Consider the following 5,708-nt stretch of genomic DNA (forward strand, 5'->3'; position numbering starts at 1 on the left):
CCGGGTAAGGCTCTAGCCAAGTTCTCTGTCCGGCACCTCCCTCAACAACCAGTAGCGCCAGCTCAAAAGCAAAATCCTATAGGAGGTGTAGGTGGCTACTAACTTTTTGTCCACCCCCACCCCTTTGCAGACAGTTAGTAGACACTCCATTGACAGCTTTCGACCCCAATTCAGAACCTAAATCTACCCCCAGCTAAGGTTTGAGGCTGAGAGTGCTCATCTAGAGCAGGTTTATTTTCTGGAAGCGGGCGGACGGAATCGAACCGACAACAGCAGTTTGGAAGCCGCCGGTTTTATACCCGCAAACGCTTGCTGCGTAAGGCTTTGCGGCGTTCCTTTAGTCTTGCGGGCAAGTTGCGGGCAGCAAGTCCTACTGACCAGATAAGCTTCAGAAGCCAAGCGTTGTTGCTGGAGAGGAATCGAACAAAGAGCTGGCCGCCTCCTTCGTTCTGACACACTTAGCCATACCGAACCTAGTCTGGCCTATCTTTCAGCGCAGCTCAACCTATTGCTGGCTAGGTCAACAAAACGCGCGGAGTGCCCCCCTGTATAGACGGTGGGAATGGACAGCGTCCCTAGATTGACTTTGGGTGTACCAGAGCACCGCCGCACGAAACAATACACTTAGAGTCAAGCTGTACTGCTATCATGCCTGTGTCTGCTTATGATTTTGCGATAGAGAGGGACAGGGGGTCGGTGAGAGTTATGTTCAATGTTGCTACCAAACCAGGGCTGGGAACCTGCCTCGTGAGTCTTGGATGCTTCAGCTCTACTATGGCTAGCGCCACGCTTTGCGAACGCAGACTCGGTACACAGGATGGACGCCGTCCCGCTGCCGCGAACGATGCAGCAACTGGAGCAGGGGAAGAGACAAAAGCCTTGTCGTCAGGTAGGCGGGGGAACCCCACCCATGCACTGGGGTAGCTCATAACAGACACAGGCAGCAGCCTTCCCGCTAATGGTGCAGAGCCCCTACACTAGAGCTTGCGTGGAAGTGTTGTAATCAGTAGGGAAGATATTGCAGGAGAAAATTCCATGCTTCAAGAGAACGTTGAAATGAGCCCAATTCCGCCTAACTTACTAGACTATCAGAGAAGAGCTCTGGCCATGCGGGAGAGTTCATACATTGACTTTCCAGCCCACGTCCATCTGGAAACGATGGCGCGCTGCAACGCTGCCTGCAACTTTTGTCCCTATCCTTCGCTAGAAAGAAAAGGGACAAAGATGGACGATGCTCTCATAGAGAAAATCGTCAACGACCTTAAAGACATTCCACGTCTTCATCGCTTTCAACTAAGCCCCTTCAAGGTCAATGAGCCATTTTTGGATGCACGGATTTTTGATTTGCTTACGTACCTCCAGTCTGAGTTACCACACGCTACCATCACCTTGACTACCAATGCTTCGCTCATCAACGAGCGGATCTTGGAACGATTGACCCAGTTCCCCAATCTTGGCTACTTGTGGGTTAGTTTTAACGATCATCGCCCGAGCGAATATGAGGCAACAATGAGGTTGCCCTATAGACGAACCCGCGAAAGCCTGGACATGCTGCACAAAACAAAAGCTGAAGGACGTTTGCCAATGCGCATTGTGCTGTCGCGTGTCGGTGACGGCACGGCAGTTGATAAAGATTTTGCTGTCTGGGTAAAGACAACTTATCCCTTGTTTGAGGTGAGCATTTTTCCACGCATGAACTGGCTTGGCCAGGTTGACATGCCCACTTCCGCAGTGCCGCCTGTAGCCTGCACCCGCTGGTTTGATATATCGATCACAGCAACGGGTGTAGTAGCCCATTGTTGCGCCGATGGCCAGGCACGCTACCCCATAGGCAACGTTCGGGAGCAGCATGTCCTCGACATCTACAACAGCCCAAGCTATCGCCGACTGCGCACAACAGTGGACAACCGTCTGCGTGTCGAGCCCTGCCGCCGCTGCAATTTTCTCTGAGAGAGATTTATGGCTATTACCGCCATCGAATACATCCTATTTCGCCAAATGCGGGAGCAAAACGCCATTCCACTTGGAGGAGACTGTTTGGAACTGGGCGAAGCCAACTGGTATGGCGACGTGGCTGTCGAGCAGCTTGGCCAAGACATTTATCGCTTTGCCAAAGAGGAAGAACGTACTGCCCTCTTCCGTCAGCTCGATGAAATGACTCAAGCCAAGCGCCCCGGAATGCTGTTCGAGATTGCCAAGATCTTTTGGCGCACCTTCTGGCAGCCGCGCTCCATGACGGCGGTGGATCTTCATGGCACCGAGACAGCTCTCAAGCTAGACCTCAATTTCCCTATTGAGTTGCCCCAGCGTTATGATGCTGTTTTTAACCTTGGCACAGCCGAGCACATCTTCAACATTGCTCAGGTAATGAAAACCATACACGACTACACACTGCCTGGCGGCTTGATGATCCATGGCCTGCCCTTTACTGGCTGGTTCGACCATGGTTTTTACAACGTGCAACCGACTTTTTTCTGGGATCTAGCTCAGGCAAATGGTTATACGATAATGGCTTATCTCTACGTCGAATACAACCCACTGAAGTTTGTGCAGCTATGGAAACGCGAGGATATTCTCGAACTAGCCACCAAAAATCAGATTGGCCACAATGCCCTGCTCTACTGCGTACTGCGCAAGCCCGCTGAAGATCAACCGTTTCACTTTCCAATTCAGGGCTACTATGCTGGCACTATCTCCCAAGAGGCAGCACAGGCTTGGAAAGCTCTACGATAAAAGGAGAGTGAACATGAAACAGCTCAGGGAGCAATTTGCAGAACTCGGCTACTGCCATATCCCCCAGTTTATTTCGCCCGCTTTGTTAAATGAATGGGCAGATGACCTGCACTGGCTGGTCGCCACCCAGCTTGAGCGGTTTGGCCTTTCAGCCAGTGAAGAAAGTGACCCTGTGCGTCGTTTGTCGCGCTCGCTCATAACTCTGTGGCGGGCCAAGCCGGAGGCACAGTCTTGGATTTACGAGGAGGTCAATCGTCGGCCTTGGATGTTTGAACTGGCAAGCAGCCGCTTGCTCACTGGTTGGGTTAGAGAGGTACTGGGCAGCGAGCACATCGCCATCCATCCACGCCTGATCATGATCATAAGCATGCCCGGCCACGAATGGCATGTTGCCTACTTTCATCAGGATCGTTTCTACGGCCCATATCACGTAGTGGCCTACATTCCGTTACAGAATACTGGCGCCTTTAATGGTGGGTTGGTGGTTGCACCTGGCGAGCACAAGCGGGGTCTGCTGCCCCACGCCTACGACGAGGCGCTGCGTGGAAAAAACAAGTGGATTACGCTTTTGCCAGAAGTCACCGCTTCCTTCAAGGAGCAGCATCAGCTCGAACTAATGGCAGGTGACCTGGTTCTCTTCGACGGACTATTGCCGCATTCGGCCAACCTGAACCGCAGTGAAGACGTAAGGTTTGCGGTTTCGCTGCGCTATACCGATTTGACCGATCCTTTCTTCATTGAACGAGGCTGGCGCTGGCAAGATTTGGCAGAAGAAGGACGGAAAGCACTTGCAACCAAGGAGAATGCCCCATGAGCAGCACTAACCATCCATTGAGCGGCATGATCCGCGAGTCATCCCATCAAAGCGGAGCCAATATCAGGTGCCTGGCAGAACTGGAGCGCTACTGGGCCGAAAGCCCCGGCAGCGCCAATATCAAGCTGGAAAATTTTACCAAATACGTCACGCGGGAAAGCTTAACGAAATTCTTGGCACGCGCCGAGGTGTTCCAGAAGCAACTGCACGTTCACGGTTCAGTTGTTGAGATGGGGGTTGCCCGTGGCGCAAGCCTCATGACCTGGTATCACCTGAGCTCGATTTTCGAGCCAACCAATTATCTGCGCGAGATCATCGGCTTCGATACTTTCACGGGTTTTCCAGAATTGTCTGCAGCCGATCTGGCAGGTCAGCAGGTTTCCGAACATACCCGTCCCGGTGGTTTTGCCGTCGAAAGCGGCATGGCCAACGATATTCTGCGTGCCGCGTCCATCCACGATTTGACCCGCTTTCTTGGCCACCTACCAAAACTGAAGCTAGTCGAGGGCGATCTGCGCGTTACACTGCCCAAGTATCTTGAAGATAACCCCCATCTGGTTGTCTCTTTGCTGCATCTTGATGTCGACCTCTACGAGCCGACAAAACTGGCCCTGGAATTGCTGGTGCCGCGCATGCCCAAGGGAGCCGTGATCTTGTTCGACGAGCTCAACATGCGTCAGTTTCCAGGTGAGACGCTGGCGACGTTGGAGACGCTGGGCATCCGCAATCTCCGTCTGATCCGCTTCCCCTACGCGACGTCCATGTCCTACGCCGTGGTTGAGTAAACTCCTCCACGGCTATAGCTTGCTTCCTTGAAGCGGTAGCCCTGCAAGGGCTGGTTTACAGCAGCTCCAGATGGGGCAATCGGGTTGGCCGCGTTGGACTCCCCATCCCCTTCCCAAGTCCTTTCTTGGCCGCCTGGACTGGGGTGGGGGCTAGCTTGCAGACTAGGGTCAGGGTTTGTTGCAGGGTAGTAGTACGATAGCCTCAGTGCTGCGTTTTTCTCATGACTCCCCTTTACTCCGACTCCTGCCCGGCATGCGGCGAAGTAGCGGCCCACCCTTTTTTTGACGGAGGGATGGCGCCGCTTGCCACCCTAGGCTGGCCGCGCACTGAACATGAGGCGCGGTCAATGCCCCGTTATCGGCTTGACTTTGTCCAGTGCATTGCCTGTGGCCATGTCTGGAATCGCGCCTTCTGCTATGAGGATGTTCCCTACCCCAGCCAGCCCAACCTCATGTTCAACGCCGGGATCCTGTGGAACCGGCACCTGGCACAACTGGCGGATGAGGCGTTGACCCGCCTGCCCCAGAAGCCAACAGTGGTTGAGATTGGGTGCGGCTGTGGTCACTTTCTGCGCGCGTTGGCTGCTTGTCGGCAAGGGCAGTACATCGGATTTGATCCCCACCAACCAGACGACTTCCCCCGCGACTTCCAGTTTGAGGCGCGGCTTTTTGAGCCGGTCGAGGATCTGCTGCGCATTCAACCGGATCTGGTGGTGATGCGCCACGTGCTGGAGCACTTTAGCCAACCAGCAGCTTTCCTGCAGCAGTTGGCGTGGGCTGCGAGTCAATGTGAGAAGACTGTCCGCTTGCTCGTTGAAGTACCTTGTATCGACCGGGTTTTCTCCACAGGCCGATTGGTGGATTTTTACTACGAACACCCCCAGCAGTTCAGTACCGAGTCGCTACGTGCCCTGTTACAGCGCGTGGGTGCCATTGTGAGCCTGTGGCATGCCTACGATGGGGAAGTGGTGCTGGCCATCGTGGAGCTCCGGCTACCCCCCGACTGGCGGCTACGAGCAGAAGCAGCAGCCCAATTCCTGCAGCGCAGCCAAGCGGCCCGGCGCAGGATTGCGGCCCAGCTTCACGAGCTTGCCCGCAGTGGCCTGCGGGTTGCCATATGGGGAGGCACGGGGAAAGGGGCAGCCTTCATGCACCACTTTGGGGTTAGGGCCGAGCAGTTTCCCTTGGTCGTCGATTCGGATCCCAACAAGGTCGGCACTCATGTGCCCGGGGTGGGCCAGAGAATTGTGAGCCGAGAGGAACTGGTCAAGCAACCGCCAGACGTGGTCATCATTCCGACGCAATGGCGCGCTGCCGACATTGTGACAGAGATGGCCAGCCTTGGGATAGAGCCAAGGCAGGTTCTCATCGAGCAC

Annotated in this window: 5 protein-coding genes; all 5 read left to right on the forward strand. The window is 54.7% G+C overall.

What is annotated here, in order from left to right; translation table 11 throughout:
* Window positions 1-1,035: 1,035 nt before the first annotated feature.
* Window positions 1,036-1,950 (forward strand): radical SAM/SPASM domain-containing protein, encoded by a 915-nt coding sequence (locus NW863_RS12100; protein WP_414366640.1) that lies wholly within the window; start codon window positions 1,036-1,038, stop codon window positions 1,948-1,950.
* A 9-nt stretch (window positions 1,951-1,959) separates the two neighbouring features.
* Window positions 1,960-2,733 carry a hypothetical protein gene (locus NW863_RS12105; RefSeq protein ID WP_414366642.1) on the forward strand — a complete coding sequence of 258 codons (774 nt, stop codon included), beginning with the start codon at window positions 1,960-1,962 and terminating at the stop codon, window positions 2,731-2,733.
* Between the two features lie 13 nt (window positions 2,734-2,746).
* A complete protein-coding gene (locus tag NW863_RS12110; RefSeq protein WP_414366643.1) occupies window positions 2,747-3,547 on the forward strand; it encodes a phytanoyl-CoA dioxygenase family protein in 801 nt (266 codons plus the stop codon).
* A complete protein-coding gene (locus tag NW863_RS12115) occupies window positions 3,544-4,332 on the forward strand; it encodes a TylF/MycF/NovP-related O-methyltransferase (RefSeq protein WP_414366645.1) in 789 nt (262 codons plus the stop codon). Before NW863_RS12110 ends, NW863_RS12115 begins: the two co-directional genes overlap by 4 nt.
* Before the next feature lie 293 nt (window positions 4,333-4,625).
* Window positions 4,626-5,708 (forward strand): class I SAM-dependent methyltransferase (locus NW863_RS12120; RefSeq protein ID WP_414366647.1); only part of this gene is annotated, 1,083 nt, incomplete at its 3' end.

The organism is Synechococcus sp. B60.1 (genome assembly GCF_047462555.1).
Taxonomy (GTDB): Bacteria; Cyanobacteriota; Cyanobacteriia; order Thermostichales; family Thermostichaceae; genus Thermostichus.

What these genes read in the sequence shown, in the direction of transcription:
- NW863_RS12100 (WP_414366640.1), top strand. Translation starts at nt 1,036, where the DNA reads ATGCTTCAAGAGAACGTTGAAATGAGCCCAATTCCGCCTAACTTACTA.
- NW863_RS12105 (WP_414366642.1), top strand. Translation starts at nt 1,960, where the DNA reads ATGGCTATTACCGCCATCGAATACATCCTATTTCGCCAAATGCGGGAG.
- NW863_RS12110 (WP_414366643.1), top strand. Translation starts at nt 2,747, where the DNA reads ATGAAACAGCTCAGGGAGCAATTTGCAGAACTCGGCTACTGCCATATC.
- NW863_RS12115 (WP_414366645.1), top strand. Translation starts at nt 3,544, where the DNA reads ATGAGCAGCACTAACCATCCATTGAGCGGCATGATCCGCGAGTCATCC.